Source organism: Citrobacter sp. RHBSTW-00599 (genome assembly GCF_013784065.1).
Taxonomy (GTDB): domain Bacteria; phylum Pseudomonadota; class Gammaproteobacteria; order Enterobacterales; family Enterobacteriaceae; genus Citrobacter; species Citrobacter braakii.
Map to the genome: position 1 here is coordinate 3,259,923 of NZ_CP056717.1, position 21,358 is coordinate 3,281,280.

A 21,358-nucleotide genomic window follows, 5' to 3' on the forward strand; every position below is an offset into this window, starting at 1 on the left:
ATACGAAAGCAGACGGTGTCCTGGTGTTAACGCGCCGCCTTTAAACTCAGAGCAGGCAGACTGATTGTGAAACAGAAAAAAAGAGTGAGCATGACAACCGCCTTTTATGTCGCCGCGCTGTCATTGCCATTTTTCTCAGAAATGACAATGGCCAATATGAGCGTGTATCCCATGGAGCTGAATGTAGACAGATCCGGTGCGGCGCAAATAAAGGTGGCTTCAAAAACGGATGATATTCAGTTCATTCGGGTGAGGCAAAAGAAAATTCTTAATCCCGGAACGGCCCAGGAAAAAGAAATTGACGTCGCTTCGTGGAAAGAAGGTGGCGTGGTGGTTACGCCCGAGAAATTTGCTCTGGCTGCAGGAGCGATGCGCGTTGTTCGTCTGGTATCGCTTATACCTCCGAAAAAAGAGACCACCTGGCGTGTCTATTTTGAAGGGGTAAAACAACCTGACAGCATTATTCCAGGCAAGGCAGAAACCCCTGCAGCAATGGCGACATTAGGTGTCAATGTGATCTGGGGTGCACTGGTCCACATTGCTCCAGAAGAAAACGTAATTTCACTGTCGATTGACCCTCGCCGGGGAACGTTAAAAAACAACGGCACATTGCGTGTGCCGCTCAGAGAGATTGGTATTTGTGATGCTGTTTCATCGTGTAAATGGATAAAAGAAGACGCGACGATTTATCCGGACACTGAACGGAAATTAAAAACGCTCACTATGAAACAGGGTCAGAAATATAAGTTCCGCTACTTCAACTGGGTGAATAAAACCGCTGAAGAAGCTGATTTACCCGTCGTGCAATAACACGACGGCACAGTAAAAACCCACGTAGTTTGTTTAAAGAGCCAAGGTGCTCATTTGTAAATATGGAGATATCAATGCGTAACTATATTAAACCTCTGATGATTGTTGCCGCGATGGCCTCGTCCTTTAGCGCGCTGGCGATTCAAAAAGATATTACCGTCAACGCCAGCGTTGACTCACAGTTGGATATGACTCAGGCCGATAACACGCCACTGCCGGCCAGCATCGACATGCAGTACCTGCCAGGTCGTGGGCTGGAAAGCTACCGCCTGAACACCAAGGTGTGGTCTAACTCTGCCACCAGCAATGTCAAAGTGCGCCTCGTTAGCGCAGCTAAGCTCACCAATATGGATGGCGACGAAACTGTACCGATGACGGTGATTCTGGGTGATAAAACACTGTCTACCACCGATGCCGAATTTACCGGAACTGAACTGTTCCCAGGCAGCATTGAAAACGGTTCAGCGGTACTGCCACTGACCATTTCTCAGACCACCAAAGGCATTCTGAAAACCGGTCAGTACAGCGGCGTTGTCAGCCTGATGCTGACGCAGGCGACGACCACGGAAGGCGGTGCGTAACACCACAGTACATAAGGGATAACGTCAGAGGGTGCCCACCCTCTGACGTCAGGATGATGTCGAGGCTTGGTCATGGCGTTTCACAGAAATACTCTCCTCTTAGTTGCTTTATTACCCGCATCCATCCAACTCGCCTGCGCCGAGATGGCCGTCCCGGCAGGTTTCGAAGATCTGGCGAAAACGCAGCGCCTGTGGATAGAGGTTAACCTCTATGGCGAATCGCTTGGCCTTTTTGAAACGGATATCACACTTGAATCGGTAAGTTTTGTCGCACCCGAAACCGTGGTCGCGGCTATCAAACGTCAGTTTAATGACGCTCCTGCCCTCGTTGCCACCGTGTCCGCAGCTCTCGCCGTTCCACTTGCCCGTAACGGCAACCTGGCGTGCAGCAGCAATGGCTCCGCAACGGGATGTGATTACATTGATACCCATCGTGCGGCCATTATCTATGATGAGAATAACGCGCGCATTAGCCTGTTTTTGGACAAGAAATTTCTGCCTAAACAGACCACAGAAAACCAGTGGTATCAGCCTACGCAGGGCACTGAGAATGCGTTGATCCATCAACAGAATATCAATTTTGTTGCCGACAGGGATTACCAGTCAGCCACCGTTCAGGGCAATGGCGCGCTGGCCATGACGCAGGACGGCTACTTTAATCTCGACTGGACCTGGCTGGGGCAGCGTTCAAGGCACCAGCAGCAACAAGAAATAACCGTCAACAATGCCTGGTTTCGCCAGGATATCTGGCGTCAGTACTATATTCAGTTAGGCGAGATGGATACCCGCGATCTGTTCAGTAATGCTGGTGGGAATATCAACCTCAGCCAACTGCCGCTGGGCAAAATTCGCGGCCTGCGCACAGGCTCGACAAGGGCATGGATCAATCCGGTTCAGCATTCAAAGGGTACCCCCATCACCGTGCTGCTTTCCCATGATGCGCGTATTGACGCCCGCCGGGGCAATCAGCTGCTGGCCAGTTTTTATCTCAATGCCGGGGCTCAGACCCTGGACACGCGATCGTTCCCCGATGGGAGCTATACCGTGACGCTGTCCGTCTATGAAAATAACCGGCTGACACGTACCGAGCAGATACCGTTTACCCGCACCGGTATTACGCCGTTTGACCGCGTCGAGTGGTTCCTGCAGGCGGGCGAAACCGACAATAACAATCAAAACGATGAACGTAGCGCGGTCGCGCAGGCGGGTGTCCGCCTGCCTGTCACTCCAACGCTGGCACTCACCAGTGGCGCAGCGATAAAGAAAAACCAACGTTTTCTGGAAAATGCACTCGACTGGAGTCGTGGTTTCAATGCGGGTCCGATCGATGGCGTACTCTCGACCCGGTTTAGCTACCTTTACGGCAGCGAAGGACAACGCGGTAATATTCAGCAAATCAGCTATAACGACGGCTTTTCACTGAGCTTCTATCGCAACGCGTTATCAGCGGAAAACTGCAATACCCGAAGCGCGGGATATGACGCCGTAAATGGCTGTTACCGAAGCCTGTCGGTGATGTTCTCCGTCCCGGTCGGCACCTGGTACGCCAGCCTGGGATATTCGGATAACCGCAACGAAGGACGGTACGTTTCTCGTCGGGAACTCCCGGACAGTGACGATCGCCACGATGCAGGCTTGCCCTGGGAGTCGGTTTATATGACCCGTTCACGCACGCGGGCCTGGCAGGGTGGCTTGAGTACGGCTTTCAGCACGCGTGGTCTGAACATCAACAGCAGCATTAACCTTTTCATGCGTAACGATGACTCACGCGAAGGCAGGGATAAAGGCGGCTACCTGAGCGTGAGCCTGTCAATGGCGCATAACCGTCAGGGCAATGCGACAAGCTATACCTCTCTGGGCGCGACATGGCAGCACCAGCAGCATGATAAAAACCAGCTGAGCTATAACGTGGCGCACAACTGGTATGCCGACGCACGTGGTGAAAATGAGTATGGACTGAGCGCATCAGGTATTAACAGCGATTCACTCAATACCTCTGCCTACACGCGTCAGGGCGGACGATATGGCAACGGGAGCCTGACAGTCAGCGATACCTGGGATCGTCAGGATCGGCGCCATACCCTGAGCAGCAGCGGCAATTACAACTCCACGCTTGCGCTGTCGCGCTCTGGTCTGTGGCTGGGCCGCTGGAGCGACGGACGTCCTGCTTCAGCCATCGCGGTTAACGTTGCCACACCGGAAGATTCCCAGGATCCGAGCATTGCCGTGTCGCTGGATAACGGCGGCAGTGCAGACATTCCAGGCAATAGCCGCGCCCTCTTCGCCGTGCCGGGCTATCAGCAGACTACGTTGACGATTAACGAATCGCTGGATGTCTCGCGGGGTGCCAGCAGTGAAATCACACAAGGTTCAGGCAGCAGAACGTTGTTTATGGTGCCAGGCAAACTGCTCCGCCGGGACGTGCAAACCACGACAAGCTACACCTGGCTCGGCCAGTTAACTGACGAGCAACATTCGCCGTTTATCGGCGGCGTGCCACTGAACGTTAACGGCTGGAGCGACCTTGGCAACGGCGGGTTTAGCGCTCAAAGCGACGCTCTGCTGCATAACCTCTACCTGGTGCGTCAGCAGCAGTTTTATCAGTGCGAGCTGAACGTAAAGAGTATGCGCGACGTCGTGCGTTACGTCGGGTCGATCCCTTGCCGGGAATTAACCTTCTCTGCCCTGCCGGATACTGTCCAGCAACAGGCTCAGCTGATGCTCGCCGGACGATCGGTACCAACGGGTCCAACTGCCATGAATGCAAACAACGTCACAAAAGGGAAATGATGTGAACAAGCACTTAATTATTTTACTTTTTTTAAGTCTGTGGGCGGGCCAGACCCAGGCAGCGGCCCCTGCCGGAAGAAACACCAGCGTCGATATCAGCTTCGATCGCATGGCCCCCCCCGCGCGCTTTGATATCTGGGTTCATGAACCGAGCGGCTATGATGTCGCCGATCCGCAAAAATGGGGACGTAATACCCTGACGTGTCTGTCCCGTACCGACTCCGCAGTGGGCGCCTGCATGACCGCCCCGGTCTGGTTCACGGCGAACCCAGGGACACCTTATGCCATCAATTTACGTTTTACGCATGCCCTTACCAGCAAAACGGTGGATCTTAAGATTTATGGCGACCACTACATGTTTATCAATAATAAAGTTTTTACCTATGCCAGTTTTGTCACGGGAGGGACAAATATTGTTGCAAACTGGAACAGAGAACCTTACTTCGATTTCTATATCGTGAAAAGCGAGCTGGAAAAGCTCGCTCTGCCGGGTATCTGGACCGCAACGCTGAAGCAGAACCTGCGTGAATGGGATACTGCCAACTGCGGCGGGAACTTCAACGACGTCAATACCGGATGTCCAGGCTATCGCGCCATTGCTAGCTGGCAGGCCACGATACGCATTGAGGTTGTCGATCCGGGTAATCAGCAGATTTATCTGCCGGCATTTCCGCACTCAACGCCTGTCGTTAACCTCAACCTGACCAACTTCCCGGGGCGGCCGGGTGGCAGTGAAATCCAGGGTGAAAACACGCTGGATATGTGCCTGTACGACGGCAAAAACAGTACCAGCACCCGCACTTATCTTCGGTTTGAGGACGACGGACTCCCCTCAATGGACCGTGCTGAAGAGGCATTTTCAATCCGGCGACGCGGCGGAAGTCAGACCGATGCGCGGGATCGTCTCGACTATCAGGTCTTCGTCACTAATTCTGTCACGGGCGCAACCGAAACCGTCGCCAACGGTAAAACCCTAGTCTGGCAAGGCACCAACGATCCGCAGCATCTGCGTCAGGTCGTCCTGCCCGGCGGACGTGAGAGCGTACTGTGCGTACCAGCCCCTATTGTTTTGAAAACCCCTGCGTTTGCAGCCAGCAGTAAAAACGCCGGGGATTACACCGGCACGCTACGCATCATCTACACACCCAGTACGTTATAAAGAGGCCGCCGTGAATTACGTCATTCTTGATAATAATCGTTTTTATGCCGAAGGGTTGCGCTACGCCCTTCTGCGCCGTAACGCTCACACTCAAGTTGAGAGCGGCGCGTTACAGTGGCACCGTTCGCTGTTGGCCTGCGACACCCTCGTTGTGCGTTGCCGCTTTTCCGTCGCGAGGACGCATCTGGCACTGGTCGACATTCTGCTTCAACTGGAGGCCAGGCGCTGGGAGGGAACGGTTTATCTGGTGTGCAATGAAAAAGGCTGGGCACTGGCCACGCATTTACGAAAGCGTTTTGCCACGCTGACCTTACATATCATTGATGACAGAATTGCCGTCGTGGATGCGGCGTATCTGCTTGCTAAAGAGCCCCGTCGGGTACGCAGTCTGAATTGCTGCCTGACTGGCATGGAGTTCAATGTTCTCGACAGGCTGGTTAACGGTCAATCGGTAAAACATGTTGCGCAAATGACGCAGATTAGCGAAAAACAGGTTTCGACGTATAAATGCAACGCGCTGAAGAAGCTTAATGCCAACAATCTGCTACAGCTACTTCTGTAGGTCGAGGTTTCTCACGCCGCCCCTTATTTGCTAAACTAAGGGCGGTTTTTACTTTATCGACAGAGCACTATGTTCATTTTTGCAGGCCATGAAATTGAGACCGATAGCGAAGGCTATCTGAAAGACACCACGCAATGGAGCGAGCCGCTGGCGGAGAAAATCGCCGAAAACGAAGGTATCGTTCTCTCCCCCGAACACTGGGAAGTGGTGCGTTTCGTTCGCGAGTTTTATCTGGAGTTTAATACCTCCCCCGCTATCCGCATGCTGGTAAAAGCGATGGCCAACAAGTTTGGCGAAGAAAAAGGCAACAGCCGTTATCTCTATCGCCTGTTTCCGAAAGGCCCAGCTAAGCAGGCAACTAAAATTGCCGGCCTGCCGAAACCGGTGAAATGTATTTAATAGCGGATACTAAATCCCTTTAGCTCGTCGCCAGGGCGGTGCGGTTCGCTGAGAACCCGATCAACCCTGGCGCTGCGTGGTCCCCCGGCTTTCAACCACTTCATCAGTTGTTCCACCCGCTCGCTTTCACCACAGGCGACAACTTCTACGCTGCCGTCATCCATATTCTTCGCATAGCCGGTCAACCCCAGCCGTTGCGCTTCATGCTGGGTGGTGTAGCGAAATCCTACCCCCTGAACCCGGCCATAGACCCAGGCGATGATGCAGACTTTCGACATTGCGGTTCTCCTTATCAACATAAATGAAAGAACAGGTACCGATGGACAGATGACCGGCAATCTCCTGAGCTGTCCATAGATTAGCAGGGGATAACTGAATAAGTTGTCGCACCTGTTCAGTGAGATTAAACCGTCGCTCGATAAGCAGAGGTCCCGCCATACCATCATGCAGTAGCGCCAGACGCTGATGATTGACCTCACCATCTGTGCTACTCTACGCGCCATTTTATTTTAATGGTTTCAGGTTGGTACTTTCATCCAACCCGCGTCACTGTTTGTGAGAGGTTGCTCCGCATGACTGAATCTACAATTCCACATTATCCTCGTTTAGTGTTAGCCAAGGGGCGCGAAAAATCATTACTTCGCCGCCATCCATGGGTATTTTCCGGTGCTGTCGCACGTATGGAAGGTAAAGCCAACCTCGGTGAAACCGTTGATATTGTTGACCACCAAGGGAAATGGTTAGCGCGCGGTGCGTTTTCTCCTGCGTCGCAGATCCGTGCGCGCGTCTGGACCTTCGATAAGTCTGAATCCATCGACATTGATTTCTTTACCCGTCGTCTGCAGAAGGCGCAGACATGGCGTGACTGGCTGGCGAAAAAGGACGGTCTGGACAGCTACCGTCTGATCGCCGGAGAATCCGACGGCCTGCCGGGTGTCACTATTGACCGCTTCGGCAACTTCCTGGTATTGCAGTTGCTCAGCGCGGGTGCTGAATACCAACGCGCCGCGCTGATTAATGCTCTGCAAATTGTTTTCCCGGACTGCGCTATTTATGACCGTAGCGATGTAGCCGTGCGTAAAAAAGAAGGTATGGCGCTGACCCAAGGGCCCGTCACGGGCGAACTGCCGCCTGCTCTGCTGCCTATCGAAGAGCACGGTATGAAGCTGCTGGTTGATATTCAGCACGGTCACAAAACCGGCTATTACCTCGATCAACGCGATAGCCGCCTGGCGACGCGTCGTTATGTGGAAAACCAGCGTGTCCTGAACTGTTTCTCCTATACCGGCGGCTTTGCGGTCTCAGCATTAATGGGCGGATGCCGTCAGGTGGTCAGCGTCGACACCTCTCAGGAAGCACTCGATATTGCCCGCCAGAACGTGGAACTGAACAAGCTGGATCTGAGTAAAGCCGAGTTCGTGCGAGATGATGTGTTCAAACTGCTGCGCGCCTATCGCGATCGCGGTGAGAAATTTGATGTCATCGTGATGGATCCGCCGAAATTTGTCGAAAATAAAAGCCAGTTGATGGGCGCCTGCCGCGGTTATAAGGACATCAATATGCTGGCTATTCAGTTGCTGAACCCAGGCGGCGTACTGCTGACATTTTCCTGCTCCGGGCTGATGACGACCGATTTATTTCAGAAAATCATCGCTGATGCCGCAATAGATGCTGGTCGTGATGTACAATTTATAGAGCAGTTCCGTCAGGCCGCCGATCATCCGGTGATCGCTACCTACCCGGAAGGGCTGTATCTGAAAGGGTTTGCCTGTCGCATCATGTAACTTGAAAAGTGGAATATTACCCTTACATAGAGGGTATCTATTTCCCGGGAGGTGACTATGATTGCCAGCAAATTCGGTATCGGCCAGCAGGTCCGCCATTCCCTGTTAGGTTACCTCGGAGTGGTCGTGGATATCGACCCGGAATATTCGCTTGATGAGCCGTCAGCCGATGAGTTGGCGGTTAACAGCGAACTTCGCGCCGCTCCTTGGTATCACGTGGTGATGGAAGACGATAATGGTCTGCCAGTGCATACGTATCTGGCCGAAGCGCAACTGAGTAGCGAGCTACAGGAAGAACATCCGGAGCAACCGTCAATGGATGAACTGGCGCGCACAATCCGTAAACAGCTTCAGGCTCCGCGCCTGCGTAATTGATACTAACACAGGCCCGATGGCGCTTCGCTTATCGGGCCTGTGCGTTTCATCCGGCGACAGTCAAACTTTACTTCGCCAGTCCCAGTCGCGGGATCTCAATCGCCGGGCAACGATCCATCACCACCGTCAGCCCCGCATCACGCGCCAGCACGGCCGCCTGCTCGTTAATTACGCCAAGCTGCATCCATAGCGTCTTCGCGCCAATGGCGATAGCCTCCTGAGCGACGCCCCACGCCGCTTCAGAATTACGGAAGACATCGACCATATCCACTTTCTCTGGCACATCCGCCAGCGTTGCATAGCCCTGCTGCCCCAGCAGCATTTTCCCGGCAACCTTCGGTGAAACGGGAATAACGTGATAGCCCTGGTCGAGTAAATACTTCATCACGCGATAGCTTGGGCGATCGGGTTTATCGCTTGCGCCAACCAGTGCAATCGTGCGGGTAGATGTCAAAATGCCAGCAATATCGGTCTCTTTCATCGTTTTCCTCCAGGCTGTTTAACAAAGTGTACGACAAACCTGCCCCCGCAACCATTCATCCCATACTGGCGTATGAGAGCTAAACTCAAAAATATGTCTATATGTTAGTAAACGTGATTATCGAAAAATTTAGATACATGTTTGCAGCTATTTTCTGGACAGGAGAAACCTATGAAAGCCGGCATTGTGACAGCCTTAATTGCCCTGTGTTTGCCGGTAACCGTTTTTGCTACCTCATTACGCCTGTCTAATGATATTGACCTTTTGGTGCTGGACGGAAAAAAAGTTTCCAGCTCATTACTGCGTGGCGCCGACAGTATCGAGCTGGAAAATGGTCGCCACCAGCTCGTATTTCGCGTAGAAAAAACCATTCGCTTGTCCAGCCACGAAGAACGTCTGTATATTTCGCCTCCGCTGGTCATCAGCTTTGATACGCAACTCGTCAGCCAGGTTAATTTCCACCTCCCGCGTCTGAACAATGAGCGGGATACAGCGCATTTTGATGACGTTCCACGTGTGGAATTGCTGGATGGGGACTCCATGCCTATCCCCGTCAAGCTGGATATTCTGTCAATCACATCCACAGCGAAAATAGTGAATTATGAAATGGAAACTGAACGCTATAACAAAGCGGCTAAACATGCGTCATTACCGCAGTTTGCTACGATGATGGCCGATGACAGCTCGCTGCTTTCCGGGGTATCTGAACTGGATCGCGTGCCGCCTCAGTCGCAAACGCTGACCGAACAGCGCTTAAAATATTGGTACCAGCAGGCCGACGCACAAACGCGAAGTAACTTTTTGCAATGGGCTCAGAAACAGCCTCCTTCATGACATTTATGTTCGCATACGCATTTTTTTTGTCTTTCTCTTGCAGCGTCAAGAGCTTCCAGTACTCTGTAACCAGGTTAACTTGGGAGCTGTACTATGGAATTAACAACTCGCACATTGCCAGCGCGTAAGCATATTGCGCTGGTTGCACACGATCACTGTAAAAAGATGTTGATGAGCTGGGTGGAACGCCACCAGCCGTTGCTGGAAAAGCACGTTCTGTACGCCACAGGAACAACGGGAAACTTAATCCAACGCGCAACGGGAATGGACGTCAACGCCATGCTGAGCGGTCCGATGGGGGGTGACCAGCAGGTGGGTGCGCTGATTTCAGAAGGGAAAATTGATGTGCTGATTTTCTTCTGGGATCCGCTGAACGCCGTACCTCACGATCCTGATGTCAAAGCCCTGCTGCGTCTGGCGACGGTATGGAACATTCCGGTTGCCACCAACGTGTCGACCGCCGATTTTATTATCCAGTCGCCAAACTTCAACGATGCAACGGACATCTTGATCCCAGATTACGCCCGCTATCTGGCAGAGCGCCTCAAATAAACGCAGGGCAGGCGGCAATTGCCGCCTGCTATTCAGGGTTTTCTTGCTACCGGAACATCCAGTTGTTTAAGCTCATCCACAAAGCACGACGGTGTTTCTTTATTAAACAGCAGCCATACCCGATGCCGTGCACGCGTTAGAGCCACATACAGCAAGCGTCTCTCTTCAGCATCCGGGAAATCCTCCACCGCCGGAAGCAACGCCTCTTCCATAATCGACTCGCGGGCCGGGGCGGGAAAACCGTCATTCCCATCATGAAGCCCCACAACAATAACGTAATCTGCCTGCTGTCCCTTACTGGCATGGATAGTCATGAAATCCAGCTGTAGCTTAGGCCAACGGGTAGCTGCTTTCTCCAGACTGGCTGGTTTCAGGTGATGGTATCGCGCCAGCACCAGAATTCTCTCTTCTGCCTTCACAAATCCCGACAGCTTATCCAGTAGCAGATCCAACTGGCTTTCATCGAGCAACGTGACGGCTTTTTTATCGCCTGCCATCAGACTGTTGAGCGGTTTCGTAAGCTGATGAGGGTTTTGCTGGATAAACTGGTTTGCGACTTCACCAATGCGGCTATTAAAACGGTAAGTCGTATCCAGATTACAACGGTCGCCCTCGCCGAAGTTTTGCTGGAATGCGGTGGTCAACGAAAGCTGTGCTCCGCTGAACCGGTAAATTGCCTGCCAGTCATCCCCTACGGCGAACAGCGTAGTGTGTGAGTTTTGCTTGCGCAGTGCGGCTAACAGGGCGGCACGCTGAGGAGAAATGTCCTGAAATTCGTCGACCAGAATGTGTTTCCACGGACTGATAAACCGGCCTTTTTCCAGAATGACAATGGCCTGATGAATCAACCCGGAAAAATCGACGGCATTCTCATCCTTCAGGGCGCCCTTCCAGGCCTTGAGCAGGGGAGACATCAGCTTAATGCGTTTACTGAACAGATCGCGAATCTCCTCCGGAGCATTGGCGATCATCTCCGCCTGCGCTCCGCCATGCATACGCATCAGGCTAACCCAACGATCCAGCCGGGAAGCCAGCCGGCGCTGTAATTTTTCGTCATCCCAGAAGTTACCTTCGGGTACAGACCACTGCATCTCTTCTTCTAACCATTGCCGCCAGCCTTTGGCCTGTGCCTTTTTCTCACTGCACTGTTGACGCCAGGTCGTGATAAAAAGTTTGCTACGCGCGGCAACATCATTTTCCAGCTTGCTAACCGTCGGGACTTTTTTGCTCCCCTGCGAAATAATGTGCAACGCCAGTGAATGAAACGTCCTCGCAGTGATCTCTTCCGTATGCAGACGTTCACGGATGCGATCGTCCATCTCCTGGGCCGCTTTGCGTCCAAACGCCAGCAGCAGGATTTGTTCCGCCGCCGCTTCCCCTCGCGCAAGTAGCCAGCCCGCACGGGCGACCAATACGGATGTTTTGCCGCTTCCGGCCCCCGCAAGAACCAGTAATGATTGTTCGCCGTTCACCACCGCCCGCGCCTGGGCCGGATTCAGCGGCGAGGACTCAATTTGCTGGAAAAAATCGGCATGTTCTTCCAGCATGGCATCGGTATACGCTTGGTTGTGCTGCAAGCGACAAGCTTCAATGTCCTTCAACCATGCCTGGCATTGACGTAACGCCTCACGGCAATTTTCAAATTCTTCCAGCCGGTTGATCGGGAGCGGCAATGCGGCAAAGGCGCGGCGGATCTGCTGCTGTAGCCCTGACGTCTGCTCGCGCGTCAGCCATTTATTCTCACTGGTGCGGGTGGCGATCGCCTCCAACTGCTGCTGTAAAACTCCCGCAGCGACGTCGCTCATTTCCTGACTCCACTGCTGCCAGAGCGAATTCAAATGGTGATGGAAGCGCTGGGTTTCAGCCCATTCTGTGCCGTGAAGACGAACCACCTTATCATCCGGGAGCACAAACTCCAGCTCACCCCATACCAGGCCGCGTTTACAATGAATAGCCAGTAACTGATTGAAGGGAATAAGATACTCGTGACGATCGCCGGAAACCTTAATCCCGGCATTGAGAATAACGGCCCGATCGTAAGGGTGTTGTGCCAGACGTTTTCCAAGAGAAGTTGCTTTCAGTTCCATAAGACTCAAGCGGATCCACACGAAGAGGTTTGCTTATCAGTGTAACCGCCAGAGAAAACGTGCTCCAGCCCAAAAAAACGTTACAATTGCCGAATTCACAGAAAACCAGAGTTAACCGAGGGTTTATGCGTACTGTTCTGAATATTTTAAATTTTGTGCTCGGGGGATTCGCCACCACCTTAGCCTGGTTACTGGCTACGCTGGTCAGTATTGTGCTGATTTTTACTCTCCCCCTGACCCGCTCATGCTGGGAAATTACCCGACTCTCGCTGTTTCCCTACGGTAACGAAGCGATTCATGTCGATGAGCTTAATCCAGCGGGCAAAAACGTCCTGTTGAATACCGGAGGCACCGTGCTCAATATTTTCTGGCTGATTTTCTTCGGCTGGTGGTTGTGCCTGATGCACATTGTCTCCGGTATTGCCCAGTGCATTACGATTATTGGTATCCCGGTTGGCATTGCGAATTTCAAAATCGCGGCGATTGCACTGTGGCCGGTGGGTCGCCGGGTAGTGTCAGTTGAAGTTGCTCGCGCAGCGCGTGAAGCCAACGCGCGTCGTCGCTTCGAATAATCAGGACCGATGGCCTTTATGTTAAGTCCTCTGCTCAAACGCTATACCTGGAACAGCACCTGGCTGTACTACGTGCGGATTTTTATCGCGCTTTGCGGCACAACAGCGCTGCCCTGGTGGCTGGGTGACGTTAAGCTGACCATCCCGCTCACGCTGGGTATGGTCGCTGCCGCGCTTACTGACCTGGACGATCGTCTTGCAGGCCGCCTGCGCAATTTGATCATCACGCTGGTGTGCTTTTTCATTGCCTCGGCCTCGGTCGAACTGCTCTTCCCATGGCCATGGCTGTTTGCCCTTGGGTTAACGCTTTCCACCAGCGGCTTTATACTGCTGGGGGGATTAGGGCAGCGCTATGCAACCATCGCCTTTGGCGCGTTGCTGATCGCCATTTACACGATGCTCGGCACCTCGCTTTACGATCAGTGGTATCAGCAACCGATCCTGCTGCTCGCGGGCGCCATTTGGTACAACCTGTTAACCCTGACCGGACATCTTCTGTTCCCTATTCGCCCGTTGCAGGACAATCTGGCGCGTAGCTATGAACAGTTAGCGCACTATCTGGAACTGAAATCGCGTCTTTTTGATCCCGACATAGAAGATGAAAGCCAGGCGCCGTTGTATGATTTGGCTCTTGCGAATGGGCAACTGATGGCGACCCTAAACCAGACAAAGGTGTCACTGCTGACCCGCCTGCGCGGCGACCGCGGACAGCGAGGAACACGTCGCACGCTACATTACTATTTTGTGGCGCAGGATATTCACGAACGCGCAAGCTCCTCGCATATTCAGTACCAAACGCTTCGCGACCATTTCCGCCACAGCGACGTGATGTTCCGCTTCCAGCGCCTGATGTCGATGCAGGGGCAAGCGTGTTCGCAACTGTCTCGCTGTATTTTATTACGCACGCCTTATCAGCACGATCCGCACTTTGAGCGCGTCTTCACCCATATTGATGCTGCACTTGAGCGCATGCGCGCGAGTGGTGAGCCTGCCGACCTGCTCAACACGTTGGGATTTTTGCTGTCAAACCTGCGGGCCATTGATGCCCAGTTGGCTACCATTGAGTCTGAACAGGCTCAGGTACTTTCGCGCAATGAGTCTGAAAATCAGCTTGCCGATGACAGCCCGCATGGGTTCAGTGATATCTGGTTGCGTCTGAGCCGTAACTTCACGCCTGAGTCCGCCCTGTTTCGTCATGCTGTTCGCATGTCGCTGGTGCTATGCGTCGGCTATGCCATTATCCAGATAACCGGAATGAACCACGGGTACTGGATCCTGTTGACCAGTCTGTTTGTCTGCCAGCCAAACTACAACGCCACCCGACATCGTCTGGCACTAAGGATTATCGGCACATTAGTCGGGATCGCCATTGGGTTACCGATCCTGTGGTTTGTACCTTCTCTCGAAGGGCAATTGATCCTTCTGGTGATCACCGGCGTGTTGTTTTTTGCCTTTCGTAACGTCCAGTACGCGCATGCCACCATGTTTATCACTCTGCTGGTGCTGTTGTGCTTTAACCTGCTCGGTGAAGGTTTTGAAGTTGCACTTCCGCGCGTCATCGATACGTTGATCGGCTGTGCCATCGCCTGGGCTGCTGTCAGCTTTATCTGGCCAGACTGGCGTTTTCGGAATCTGCCGCGAGTGATTGAACGGGCCACTGACGCTAACTGTCGTTATCTTGATGCTATTCTCGAACAATATCATCAGGGGCGTGATAATCGTCTGGCATACCGTATCGCCCGCCGTGACGCGCACAATCGTGATGCGGAACTTGCTTCGGTGGTGTCGAACATGTCGAGTGAACCGGATGTCACGGCCCAAACACGCGAAACGGCGTTCCGCTTGCTGTGTCTTAACCATACGTTTACCAGCTATATTTCCGCCCTCGGCGCACATCGCGAGCAGTTAACCAATCCTGACGTTCTGGCATTGCTGGATGATGCCGTCTGCTATGTAGATGATGCGCTTCACCATCAACCTGCTGATGAGCAGCGCGTATACCAGGCGCTGGAAGATCTGAAGCAGCGAATTCAGCATCTCGAGCCACGTCCGGACAGTAAAGAGCCGCTGGTCGTACAGCAAGTTGGGTTACTGATTGCCCTGCTCCCGGAGATTCGGCGATTACAGCAACAAATTGCTGTGCTGCCATCTAATACCCCGGTTCCGGCGTAAGAGAACTCACCCACTCCACCAGCTCCTGGCGACGCGTCGCCGGGAGCGCGGCTTCATGCACCCCGTCAACCGCTCCTTCAAGGGCATAGAGTATTTTTACCGTTAAGGCAGGGTTATTTTGCCGAAGTTTCAACCAGCACATCTGAGCTCCCAGCGATCGCAATGTCCCCTCATCCTTAATTCCTGCTTCATTTAGCAAGGTCTCCAAATGAAACGTCATATTCGGTAATTCCCGCAGGCGATGTTGTGCAAAGCGACTCTGTTTTTCCTTAACGGCTGCATCGAGTGAAAATTGTGATAGCGATACTAACTGCTGCTGGTTCTGCCACAGGGTATCGTTCACCTGGTAATAATTGAGTACAACTGGTCGCCCGCGCTTGATAAATGTTAGCCAGACAGGAGAATTTTTTACACAGAACTGGGCGCTCTGCTCACAGGCGCGAAGATATAACTCACCGCTGGCTACCATGGCAAAGACCGTATCACCAACCGTCAGACTATAGCCGCCAAACAGTGAGCGGTAGTGAATTGTTCCCAGAGAAGCCAGATATTCTTGTGATTTATAGATTCTTGCATAAGACTTTTCTTTCATAAAAATCCTTTTAAATCATAACGTAAGCAAATAATTTGCAGTAGCAGATCCGTTAATGACGAAAATAGGCAACTTATGCGTATGGGGCAAGATGAATTTTATTTTTCCCGTGATGATGACTAAAAATTGCGAACCTGTTTCCGAAAATAAGGTTGATCTTTATTGATGGCAGGGTTACTGTATATCCATACAGTAACTCACAGGGCTGGATTGATTATGTACACTTCAGGTTATGCAAATCGTTCTTCGTCGTTCTCTTCCGCATCGAGCAGCATTGCGCGCGTTTCAGCAGAGAACGCTACCGCTGGGCTTATCAGTGAAGTGGTCTATCGCGAGGACCAGCCCATGATGACGCAGCTCCTGCTGCTTCCCCTGCTGCAACAATTAGGGCAACAATCACGCTGGCAGCTGTGGCTGACGCCTCAGCAAAAATTAAGCCGTGAGTGGGTGCAGTCGGCCGGGCTTCCATTGACCAAAGTCATGCAAATCAGCCAGCTCTCCCCCTGCAATACGCTGGAATCGATGATTCGTGCGCTGCGCACAGGTAACTACAGCGTCGTCATCGGCTGGTTGACGGAAGAATTAACCGAAGATGAACATGCCGAACTGGTAAAAGCGGCAGATGAAGGTAATGCGATGGGGTTTATCATGCGTCCTGTTCGCGCTCAGTCACTTGCGGGGAGACAGCATTCCGGGCTAAAAATTCACTCGAATTTGTATCATTGAGTAAAATTAGGATTTATCCTGGAATTTTTTTTCATGTTTTAATTTGCCATTGAGCTGTAACGCGTTTTCCGGCTGAAGGCCTGTCTGAAGCGGTTTTCAGGAAATCTTCAGTACATTTATTCATCTATAAATGTTAAATATTGTGTACACAAGCCTTTTTTTTTCATATGCCTGACGGACTTCACACTTGTAAGTTTTCAACTACGTTGTAGACTTTACATCGCCAGGGGTGCTCGGCATAAGCCGCAGATATCGGTAGAGTAACTATTGAACTGGTCCCCGGGTGAAGGATTTAACCGTGTTATCTCTCTTCGGAGATATTCATGGCGAATTTTGGATGATAACGAGGCGCAAAAAATGAAAAAGACAGCTATCGCAATTGCAGTGGCACTGGCTGGTTTCGCTACCGTGGCGCAGGCCGCTCCGAAAGATAACACCTGGTACACTGGTGCTAAACTGGGCTGGTCTCAGTACCATGATATTGGTAACAACCAGATCAACAACGCTGGTCCTACCCACGAAAGCCAACTGGGTGCTGGTGCGTTCGGTGGTTATCAGGTTAACCCGTACGTTGGTTTTGAAATGGGTTACGACTGGTTAGGTCGTATGCCGTACAAAGGCTACACCGACGCTACCCATCAAAACGGCGCTTTCAAAGCTCAGGGCGTTCAGCTGACCGCTAAACTGGGTTACCCAATCACTGACGATCTGGACGTTTATACCCGTCTGGGTGGTATGGTTTGGCGTGCAGACGCTAAAAACAACGAAGGCTTCAAAGACCACGACACTGGTGTTTCCCCAGTATTCGCTGGTGGCGTAGAGTATGCAATTACTCCTGAAATCGCTACCCGTCTGGAATACCAGTGGACCAACAACATCGGTGACGCGAACACCGTTGGCGGTCGTCCGGATAACGGTCTGTTGAGCGTTGGTGTTTCCTACCGTTTCGGTCAGCAGGAAGAAGCAGCTCCAGTAGTTGCTGCTCCGGCTCCGGCTCCAGAAGTACAGACCAAACACTTCACTCTGAAGTCTGACGTTCTGTTCAACTTCAACAAAGCAACTCTGAAACCAGAAGGCCAGCAGGCTCTGGATCAGATGTACAGCCAGCTGAGCAACCTGGACCCGAAAGACGGTTCCGTAGTGGTTCTGGGCTTCACTGACCGCATCGGTTCTGACGCTTACAACCAGGGTCTGTCCGAGAAACGTGCTCAGTCCGTTGTTGATTACCTGATCTCTAAAGGTATTCCTTCTGACAAAATCTCTGCACGTGGCATGGGCGAATCCAACCCGGTTACTGGCAACACCTGTGACAACGTGAAAGCTCGCGCTGCACTGATCGACTGCCTGGCTCCGGATCGTCGTGTTGAGATCGAAGTTAAAGGTATCAAAGACGTTGTAACTCAGCCTCAGGCTTAAGTTATCGTCTTATGAAAAACCCCGCTTGGCGGGGTTTTTTTTTCACTTTTTATCAATCAAAGCACGCCTGTACACAACACATTTAGCCATTCTGTGGTTATTCTTTTCCCAGCAGCGCCTGTAAATCCTGCTTCAATGTCGACATTTTATTCGCGTACTTCTCTTTATGCTCTGCGTCTTCAATCAGTTGCACAATGGTTTCAGAAAGCGTTTTACCGCGCCGCTGCGCAAGCCCCGCTAAGCGCTGCCAGACCATAAATTCCAGATCGATAGATTTCTTTCGCGTATGCTGATGCTCCGCGTTAAAGTGCCGCTTACGCCTCGCCCGTATGGTTTGTTTCATACGATTTAGCAACGCAGAGTTCATGTGTTCTTCAATCCAGGTATTGACCCGAACCGGTTCATTTTCGAGGGTTAGCAACAAATCAACGGCTTCTTCGGCAGCGCTGGCCTCTACGTAACGGGTGATTAATTCCCCCTCACGATGCTTCTTCACCAGATACTTCCATTTCCAGCCGCTTTCAAGGTTTTCAAGTTGTTGATATTTCATTGCGATCTCAATGTTACCGTGTAACTCTTATCAGAATATCAGCTTTTTCGGCATCTGAAGAAAAGAATATCCAGCCTGTGAACTGTCGCGCGTCATCGCATTCGTTTCACAGCGCTTTCCACGTGTGCAGTGATGATGGTTACGGTATAATCTCGTTTTTTACAACAGACTAAAAAACATCAACTTTGACCATTACGAAACTTGCATGGCGTGATCTGGTTCCTGACACCGATAGTTATCAGGAAGTATTTGCACAGCCGCACGTCACTGACGACACCGATACCTTACTTAGTGATACTCAGCCACGTTTACAATTTGCGCTAGAGCAGCTTCTTCAGCACTGGACGACGTCTTCGTTCATGCTGGTAAAAGCGCCGGAGGAGCTTGAGTACATCAACCTTATTGCACAGGCCGCGCGGCCTCTGCACTCGGATGCCGGAAGTCTCACCGGAGGTCATTATGATATCTCCGGTCACACTATCCGCTATCGTACAGCTGAGACAGCAGAAGACAATTTTGCGACATTAACCCAGGTAGTCTGCGCTGACTGGGTTGAAGCCGAACAACTGTTTGGCTGTCTGCGTCAGTTCAACGGCGAAATTACCCTACAGCCAGGCCTTGTGCATCAGGCCAACGGTGGTGTGCTGGTTATTTCGTTGCGCACGCTACTGGCCCAACCGCTGCTGTGGATGCGCCTGAAAGCCATTGTCAGCCACGAGCGTTTTGACTGGGTAGCTTTTGATGAGTCTCGCCCGCTGCCCGTCTCCGTTCCACCTATGCCGCTTAAACTCAAAGTGGTATTAGTCGGTGAACGTGAATCACTGGCAGACTTCCAGGACATGGAGCCGGAGCTGGCTGAGCAGGCTATTTATAGCGAGTTTGAAGATAATCTGCAGATAGTGGATGCCGAAACCATGACGCAGTGGTGTCAGTGGGTAACACATACCGCTACGCGCAACAATTTGCCCTACCCGGCCCCTGATGCCTGGCAAGTGCTGATCCGTGAAGCCGTTCGTTATACCGGCGAACAGGATACATTGCCGCTTAACCCGCTGTGGATCACCCGTCAGTTCAAAGAAGTGGCCCCGTTATGCGAGGGCGAAACCTGCAACGCTGAGCAGTTCAGCCTGATGCTAACCCAGCGTGAATGGCGGGAAGGTTTCCTCGCCGAACGAATGCAGGATGAGATCCTGCAGGAACAGATCCTGATCGAGACGGAAGGCGAGCGTATTGGCCAAATCAACGCCCTGTCGGTGATTGAATTTCCTGGTCACCCCCGCGCGTTTGGTGAGCCTTCTCGTATCAGCTGTGTGGTTCATATTGGCGACGGCGAATTTACGGATATTGAGCGCAAAGCCGAGCTTGGCGGAAATATTCATGCGAAGGGTATGATGATTATGCAGGCGTTCCTGATGTCGGAACTCCAGCTTGAACAGCAAATCCCCTTCTCTGCCTCGCTGACCTTTGAGCAATCCTACAGTGAAGTGGACGGCGACAGCGCGTCCATGGCAGAACTTTGCGCATTGATTAGCGCCCTCGCCGACGTTCCTGTTAATCAAAGCATCGCCATTACCGGTTCTGTCGATCAGTTTGGTCGGGCACAACCTGTTGGTGGTCTGAACGAGAAAATTGAAGGCTTCTTCGCCATCTGTCAGCAGCGTGAGCTGACAGGCACACAGGGCGTTATCATTCCTTCAGCGAATGTCAGACACCTGAGCCTGCAGCCCGCTCTGCTACAGGCCGTAGAAGAAGAAAAATTCACTATCTGGGCGGTGGACGACGTGACCGATGCGCTGCCACTGTTATTAAATCTGGTGTGGGATGGTGAAGGCCAGACAACGCTGATGCAAACTATCCAGGAGCGTATTGCTACGGCAACGCAGCAGGAAGGTCGTCATCGTTTTCCCTGGCCGCTACGTTGGCTGAACTGGATTATTCCGAACTGATCGGACTTGTTCAGCGTACACGTGTTAGCTATCCTGCGTGCTTCAATAAAATAAGGCTTACAGAGAACATGGTAGATAAACGCGAATCCTATACAAAAGAAGACCTTCTTGCCTCTGGTCGCGGTGAGCTGTTTGGCGCAAAAGGGCCACAACTGCCTGCACCAAGCATGCTGATGATGGACCGTGTCATCAAGATGACCGAAACCGGCGGCAACTTTGACAAAGGTTATGTTGAAGCTGAACTGGATATCAACCCGGACCTGTGGTTCTTCGGATGCCACTTTATCGGCGATCCGGTGATGCCGGGCTGCCTGGGTCTGGATGCCATGTGGCAGCTGGTTGGATTCTATCTCGGCTGGCTGGGCGGCGAAGGTAAAGGCCGCGCGCTGGGCGTAGGCGAAGTTAAATTCACCGGCCAGGTTCTGCCGACTGCGAAGAAAGTGACTTACCGCATTCACTTCAAACGCATCGTTAATCGTCGCCTGATCATGGGCCTGGCTGATGGTGAAGTGCTGGTTGATGGTCGTCTGATCTATACCGCAAACGATCTGAAAGTGGGTCTGTTCCAGGACACTTCCGCGTTCTAATCAAGGTCAGCTTAGCAGCCAGACATTAACGTTTATTCGTCTTGTCTGGAGGGCAAAAAGGCGAAACCTCCGCTCTGCGGAGGTTTCTTTTATCTAAAGAGACAGAATCAGGCCATTAAAACCCTATCCCCCATGGCTTCTCGCCAGCCTCCCAGCCAGTATGACCTCTGATTCAGCGTCTGATAGGGACACATTTCTTTTGAGCGTCCGGCAATGCCGGCCTGATATCCACGTTGATGTGCCCGTTCCAGGCGATCTCGTTTTTGTCTCTTCATGCCTCGTTTCCCTCATCTTTTGGGTCTGGTGGAAAAGAAAACAGTGATTACTAAGTGTGCAATCACACTAAAACGAATACCCCTAAACATCAGGCTCGTCAATGCGCA

22 protein-coding genes and 1 pseudogene are annotated in these 21,358 nt (G+C 52.1%); 16 read left to right on the forward strand and 7 right to left on the reverse strand.

The annotated features are described in order from the left end of the window. Positions 1-66 precede the first annotated feature (66 nt). From HV243_RS16155 to tusE, 6 genes are all read left to right on the forward strand, one after another. Positions 67-810, forward strand: a complete 744-nt coding sequence (locus HV243_RS16155) for a fimbrial protein (RefSeq protein WP_047359363.1) — start codon at positions 67-69, stop codon at positions 808-810. A gap of 74 nt (positions 811-884) precedes the next feature. Beyond that, complete coding sequence (locus HV243_RS16160; RefSeq protein ID WP_016152497.1) at positions 885-1,391, forward strand: CS1 type fimbrial major subunit; 507 nt, start codon at positions 885-887, stop codon at positions 1,389-1,391. 72 nt (positions 1,392-1,463) lie between these two features. After that, complete coding sequence (locus HV243_RS16165) at positions 1,464-4,181, forward strand: TcfC E-set like domain-containing protein (RefSeq protein ID WP_053388960.1); 2,718 nt, start codon at positions 1,464-1,466, stop codon at positions 4,179-4,181. A gap of 1 nt (position 4,182) precedes the next feature. Beyond that, positions 4,183-5,340: a CfaE/CblD family pilus tip adhesin gene (locus HV243_RS16170; protein WP_053388961.1), complete on the forward strand. Its 1,158-nt coding sequence runs from the start codon at positions 4,183-4,185 to the stop codon at positions 5,338-5,340. A gap of 10 nt (positions 5,341-5,350) precedes the next feature. Beyond that, positions 5,351-5,902 (forward strand): LuxR C-terminal-related transcriptional regulator, encoded by a 552-nt coding sequence (locus tag HV243_RS16175; RefSeq protein ID WP_016156140.1) that lies wholly within the window; start codon positions 5,351-5,353, stop codon positions 5,900-5,902. Between the two features lie 69 nt (positions 5,903-5,971). After that, positions 5,972-6,301 carry a sulfurtransferase TusE gene (gene tusE, locus HV243_RS16180; protein WP_016152493.1) on the forward strand — a complete coding sequence of 110 codons (330 nt, stop codon included), beginning with the start codon at positions 5,972-5,974 and terminating at the stop codon, positions 6,299-6,301. On the opposite strand, the gene yccX is transcribed toward tusE, so the two are convergent. Together yccX and HV243_RS25605 are read right to left on the reverse strand one after the other, a co-directional pair. Beyond that, the gene (gene yccX, locus HV243_RS16185; RefSeq protein WP_016152492.1) at positions 6,298-6,579 is read right to left on the reverse strand and encodes an acylphosphatase; all 282 of its coding nucleotides are present in this window, start codon (positions 6,577-6,579) and stop codon (positions 6,298-6,300) included. The genes tusE and yccX overlap by 4 nt on opposite strands. Next, a pseudogene (locus HV243_RS25605) lies at positions 6,578-6,760 on the reverse strand (hypothetical protein); the annotation flags it as partial. The pseudogene HV243_RS25605 and the gene yccX, both read right to left, overlap by 2 nt. A 113-nt stretch (positions 6,761-6,873) precedes the next feature. On the opposite strand from HV243_RS25605, the gene rlmI reads away from it, so the two are divergent. Together rlmI and hspQ are read left to right on the forward strand one after the other, a co-directional pair. Continuing rightward, on the forward strand, positions 6,874-8,085 hold the full coding sequence (rlmI, locus tag HV243_RS16190; protein ID WP_053388962.1) for a 23S rRNA (cytosine(1962)-C(5))-methyltransferase RlmI: 1,212 nt from the start codon (positions 6,874-6,876) through the stop codon (positions 8,083-8,085). Between the two features lie 57 nt (positions 8,086-8,142). Beyond that, positions 8,143-8,460, forward strand: a complete 318-nt coding sequence (gene hspQ / locus HV243_RS16195) for a heat shock protein HspQ (RefSeq protein ID WP_016152490.1) — start codon at positions 8,143-8,145, stop codon at positions 8,458-8,460. Positions 8,461-8,527: 67 nt separating this feature from the next. On the opposite strand, the gene HV243_RS16200 is transcribed toward hspQ, so the two are convergent. Next, positions 8,528-8,941, reverse strand: a complete 414-nt coding sequence (locus tag HV243_RS16200; RefSeq protein WP_016152489.1) for a CoA-binding protein — start codon at positions 8,939-8,941, stop codon at positions 8,528-8,530. A gap of 171 nt (positions 8,942-9,112) precedes the next feature. Here HV243_RS16200 and HV243_RS16205 point away from each other — a divergent pair, with 171 nt between their 5' ends. Both HV243_RS16205 and mgsA read left to right on the forward strand, forming a co-directional pair. Continuing rightward, the gene (locus tag HV243_RS16205; RefSeq protein WP_019076417.1) at positions 9,113-9,775 is read left to right on the forward strand and encodes a DUF2057 family protein; all 663 of its coding nucleotides are present in this window, start codon (positions 9,113-9,115) and stop codon (positions 9,773-9,775) included. Between the two features lie 93 nt (positions 9,776-9,868). Continuing rightward, complete coding sequence (gene mgsA / locus HV243_RS16210; RefSeq protein ID WP_016152487.1) at positions 9,869-10,327, forward strand: methylglyoxal synthase; 459 nt, start codon at positions 9,869-9,871, stop codon at positions 10,325-10,327. Positions 10,328-10,359: 32 nt separating this feature from the next. Here mgsA and helD read toward each other — a convergent pair whose 3' ends face one another. Next, entirely contained in the window at positions 10,360-12,414 is a 2,055-nt protein-coding gene (gene helD, locus HV243_RS16215) for a DNA helicase IV (protein ID WP_019076416.1), read from the reverse strand. Positions 12,415-12,539: 125 nt separating this feature from the next. On the opposite strand from helD, the gene HV243_RS16220 reads away from it, so the two are divergent. Beyond that, a complete protein-coding gene (locus HV243_RS16220) occupies positions 12,540-12,986 on the forward strand; it encodes a YccF domain-containing protein (protein ID WP_016152485.1) in 447 nt (148 codons plus the stop codon). An 18-nt stretch (positions 12,987-13,004) separates the two neighbouring features. Beyond that, positions 13,005-15,158, forward strand: coding sequence for a YccS family putative transporter (yccS, locus tag HV243_RS16225; protein ID WP_016152484.1), 2,154 nt, complete (start codon positions 13,005-13,007; stop codon positions 15,156-15,158). On the opposite strand, the gene HV243_RS16230 is transcribed toward yccS, so the two are convergent. Further along, a complete protein-coding gene (locus tag HV243_RS16230; protein ID WP_181603855.1) occupies positions 15,136-15,750 on the reverse strand; it encodes a TfoX/Sxy family DNA transformation protein in 615 nt (204 codons plus the stop codon). The genes yccS and HV243_RS16230 overlap by 23 nt on opposite strands. Positions 15,751-15,966: 216 nt before the next feature. Between HV243_RS16230 and sulA the strand changes: the two genes are divergently transcribed. Both sulA and ompA read left to right on the forward strand, forming a co-directional pair. After that, positions 15,967-16,476 (forward strand): SOS-induced cell division inhibitor SulA, encoded by a 510-nt coding sequence (gene sulA, locus HV243_RS16235; protein ID WP_046275730.1) that lies wholly within the window; start codon positions 15,967-15,969, stop codon positions 16,474-16,476. A 357-nt stretch (positions 16,477-16,833) separates the two neighbouring features. After that, positions 16,834-17,892 carry a porin OmpA gene (gene ompA, locus HV243_RS16240; protein ID WP_046275731.1) on the forward strand — a complete coding sequence of 353 codons (1,059 nt, stop codon included), beginning with the start codon at positions 16,834-16,836 and terminating at the stop codon, positions 17,890-17,892. Between the two features lie 97 nt (positions 17,893-17,989). Here the strand turns inward: ompA and matP are convergent, their stop codons facing one another. Further along, on the reverse strand, positions 17,990-18,442 hold the full coding sequence (matP, locus tag HV243_RS16245) for a macrodomain Ter protein MatP (protein WP_016152480.1): 453 nt from the start codon (positions 18,440-18,442) through the stop codon (positions 17,990-17,992). Between the two features lie 185 nt (positions 18,443-18,627). On the opposite strand from matP, the gene HV243_RS16250 reads away from it, so the two are divergent. Beyond that, positions 18,628-20,388: a Lon protease family protein gene (locus HV243_RS16250; protein ID WP_016156136.1), complete on the forward strand. Its 1,761-nt coding sequence runs from the start codon at positions 18,628-18,630 to the stop codon at positions 20,386-20,388. A gap of 68 nt (positions 20,389-20,456) precedes the next feature. Next, positions 20,457-20,975, forward strand: coding sequence for a bifunctional 3-hydroxydecanoyl-ACP dehydratase/trans-2-decenoyl-ACP isomerase (fabA, locus tag HV243_RS16255; protein WP_003035875.1), 519 nt, complete (start codon positions 20,457-20,459; stop codon positions 20,973-20,975). Positions 20,976-21,082: 107 nt separating this feature from the next. Here the strand turns inward: fabA and rmf are convergent, their stop codons facing one another. After that, positions 21,083-21,250: a ribosome modulation factor gene (gene rmf, locus HV243_RS16260; protein ID WP_003035871.1), complete on the reverse strand. Its 168-nt coding sequence runs from the start codon at positions 21,248-21,250 to the stop codon at positions 21,083-21,085. Positions 21,251-21,358 lie beyond the last annotated feature (108 nt).

Coding starts and splice junctions, on each gene's coding strand:
- matP (WP_016152480.1), bottom strand. CDS start 18,442: ATGAAATATCAACAACTTGAAAACCTTGAAAGCGGCTGGAAATGGAAG.
- hspQ (WP_016152490.1), top strand. CDS start 8,143: ATGATTGCCAGCAAATTCGGTATCGGCCAGCAGGTCCGCCATTCCCTG.
- fabA (WP_003035875.1), top strand. CDS start 20,457: ATGGTAGATAAACGCGAATCCTATACAAAAGAAGACCTTCTTGCCTCT.
- HV243_RS16160 (WP_016152497.1), top strand. CDS start 885: ATGCGTAACTATATTAAACCTCTGATGATTGTTGCCGCGATGGCCTCG.
- HV243_RS16165 (WP_053388960.1), top strand. CDS start 1,464: ATGGCGTTTCACAGAAATACTCTCCTCTTAGTTGCTTTATTACCCGCA.
- mgsA (WP_016152487.1), top strand. CDS start 9,869: ATGGAATTAACAACTCGCACATTGCCAGCGCGTAAGCATATTGCGCTG.
- rlmI (WP_053388962.1), top strand. CDS start 6,874: ATGACTGAATCTACAATTCCACATTATCCTCGTTTAGTGTTAGCCAAG.
- tusE (WP_016152493.1), top strand. CDS start 5,972: ATGTTCATTTTTGCAGGCCATGAAATTGAGACCGATAGCGAAGGCTAT.
- sulA (WP_046275730.1), top strand. CDS start 15,967: ATGTACACTTCAGGTTATGCAAATCGTTCTTCGTCGTTCTCTTCCGCA.
- helD (WP_019076416.1), bottom strand. CDS start 12,414: ATGGAACTGAAAGCAACTTCTCTTGGAAAACGTCTGGCACAACACCCT.
- HV243_RS16220 (WP_016152485.1), top strand. CDS start 12,540: ATGCGTACTGTTCTGAATATTTTAAATTTTGTGCTCGGGGGATTCGCC.
- rmf (WP_003035871.1), bottom strand. CDS start 21,250: ATGAAGAGACAAAAACGAGATCGCCTGGAACGGGCACATCAACGTGGA.
- HV243_RS16205 (WP_019076417.1), top strand. CDS start 9,113: ATGAAAGCCGGCATTGTGACAGCCTTAATTGCCCTGTGTTTGCCGGTA.
- HV243_RS16200 (WP_016152489.1), bottom strand. CDS start 8,941: ATGAAAGAGACCGATATTGCTGGCATTTTGACATCTACCCGCACGATT.
- yccS (WP_016152484.1), top strand. CDS start 13,005: ATGTTAAGTCCTCTGCTCAAACGCTATACCTGGAACAGCACCTGGCTG.
- HV243_RS16230 (WP_181603855.1), bottom strand. CDS start 15,750: ATGAAAGAAAAGTCTTATGCAAGAATCTATAAATCACAAGAATATCTG.
- yccX (WP_016152492.1), bottom strand. CDS start 6,579: ATGTCGAAAGTCTGCATCATCGCCTGGGTCTATGGCCGGGTTCAGGGG.
- ompA (WP_046275731.1), top strand. CDS start 16,834: ATGAAAAAGACAGCTATCGCAATTGCAGTGGCACTGGCTGGTTTCGCT.